The 2,066-nt window shown below is 58.4% G+C and carries 1 protein-coding gene and 1 pseudogene; one reads left to right on the forward strand and one right to left on the reverse strand.

The window, feature by feature from the left end:
* Nucleotides 1-942: pseudogene (locus V6S97_RS29015) on the reverse strand (methyl-accepting chemotaxis protein); the annotation flags it as partial.
* Nucleotides 943-1,223: 281 nt separating this feature from the next.
* On the opposite strand from V6S97_RS29015, the gene V6S97_RS29020 reads away from it, so the two are divergent.
* Nucleotides 1,224-1,984, forward strand: a protein-coding gene (locus V6S97_RS29020) for an IS5 family transposase (protein WP_334428436.1) whose coding sequence is annotated in 2 segments (ribosomal slippage) — nucleotides 1,224-1,548 and nucleotides 1,548-1,984 — 762 coding nt in all. Because the reading frame shifts where the segments join, the coding sequence is not laid out codon by codon here.
* The last annotated feature ends 82 nt before the right edge of the window (nucleotides 1,985-2,066 follow it).

Raw genomic sequence — 2,066 nt, forward strand, 5'->3', positions numbered from 1 at the left:
TTCGGCATTGGCATCCAGAACATCCATGGCGGCGGACGCGATTTTCGCAATCGTGCCGAGATTTTCGGTGACGGTGGCGCGCCAGCTGTCCATGGTGAAGGTGGGCGCGCGGCCATTGTTCAGATCGTCGATGAGTTTGGCGCGCTGGGAACTGAAATCGCCGTTGAAGTAGCTCTTGTCGGCCGTAGCATAAATGTCCTTGAGCAATTGCGGCGTCGATTCATGCGCGACCAGATCGCCGGTCGCCTTCCACGCGAAAGCCGCACCGGCATCCGCCGCGACGAGCTGCTGCATTTCCTGCGCGGTGAGCGGCCGGTTCTGGGCGACGGCGCCGTTGAGAATGACAGTAGCGCTGCCACCAAGTGCGCGGGCGGACCAGCCGTAGGAGCGCAGCTGGATCAAACCGGTCTGGCCCTGATCGAGGGAGCGGACAGTGCCTTCCAGCGCCGTTGAACCGGCTTCGAGAGAAGCGAGAAAGTCGCCGCCGAGCGTCATGACCGTCTTGTCGAGCCCGCTTTCGCGCCGATCAAGCGGCTGCGAAACACTGGCATCAATCTTCTTTCGGAGCTCGACGAACTGCGCGTAAACATCTGTCACGTGCTTGAGCGGCCCTTGCAGCCTGGCATCATCAATCGACGACGATTGCGTGAGGAATGCCGTGATGGCGGCATCCACCTTCTGGCGCGCCGCCTGCACACTGGCGATGCTGCCCACCGATTTCGAAGGATCGAGCGTGAGCGCCGTGGTGCTGTCCCCGCGCTCACTGCGGAAATTCAGGAGTGCGTTGAAAAGAAGCTTGTCGAGCGAAACGAGTTGCGCGACCTCTGAAAATGTGCCGGCGCGATTGACGGACCGCCAAGCTTCGTTGCCGACCAAACCGGCAAGTGCAAGGCTGATGGTGAGAAAAAATCCAACAAGTACATTACGAATGCTGAAAGACATCTGGCGGCCCTCTTTAGCCGGAAGTGGAGATGCCGCAAACTACAGTTCATTTGTCTAAAATTGGATTAAATTCCCCCCGTCTTTTTGGGGAAAATATTGCACCGCAGAAAATCAAGAGGCCATGGCAAGCCGAACGCCTGCAATAGCCCCTGGACGAAATGCTTGTCGGCTTTGCGCACGAGACGCGTCCGCGATCGGAGCCGCGCTGTTGCCGCTAGGGTCAGGACCCATTGATTTGAAGTGAGGGATATGATTCAGGCGGGCTTGAAGGAGCCTGACTGATGAGTAATCTGTTTTGGCTGACGGACGAGCAAATGGCGCGTCTTCGGCCCTATTTTCCCAAGAGCCATGGACGTCAGCGCGTTGATGATCGACGCGTTCTGAGCGGCATCATCTTCGTCAACCGCAACGGGCTCAGGTGGTGCGATGCGCCGAAGGAATACGGCCCCTCCAAGACGCTTTATAACCGGTGGAAACGCTGGGGTGACAAGGGCATCTTTATCCAGATGATGGAAGGCCTGGCTGTCCCTGAGGCTTCAGAGTTGAAGACGATCATGATCGACGCGACCTATCTCAAGGCGCACCGCACGGCTTCCAGCCTACGGGTAAAAAAGGGGGTGCGGGCCGCCTGATTGGACGCACAAAAGGCGGCGTGAACACCAAGCTCCATGCCGTAACCGATGCGAATGGTCGCCCGATCAGCTTCTTCATAACGGCAGGTCAGGTCAGCGATTACACCGGCGCAGCCGCCTTGCTTGATGAATTCCCCAAGGCCAAATGGCTGCTGGCCGATCGTGGCTACGATGCCGACTGGTTTCGTGACGCTTTACAGGCGAAAGGGATCACTCCCTGCATCCCCGGTCGGAAATCCCGGAACAAGGCCGTCAAATACGACAAACGCCGCTACAAACGGCGCAACCGGATCGAGATCATGTTCGGTCGTCTCAAGGACTGGAGGCGTGTCGCGACACGCTATGACAGGTGCCCAATGGCCTTCTTCTCCGCCATCGCTCTCGCCGCAACCGTCATCTTCTGGCTATGAACAATGAGATGCTGTAACGGGGCCCGCGCCGCGCACCACCGACTCAAGCATCTTGCAATTGCTCACGGCAAGCTGTCGCTGT

The organism is Agrobacterium sp. CCNWLW155, assembly GCF_036888815.1.
GTDB classification, from domain to species: domain Bacteria; phylum Pseudomonadota; class Alphaproteobacteria; order Rhizobiales; family Rhizobiaceae; genus Agrobacterium; species Agrobacterium radiobacter.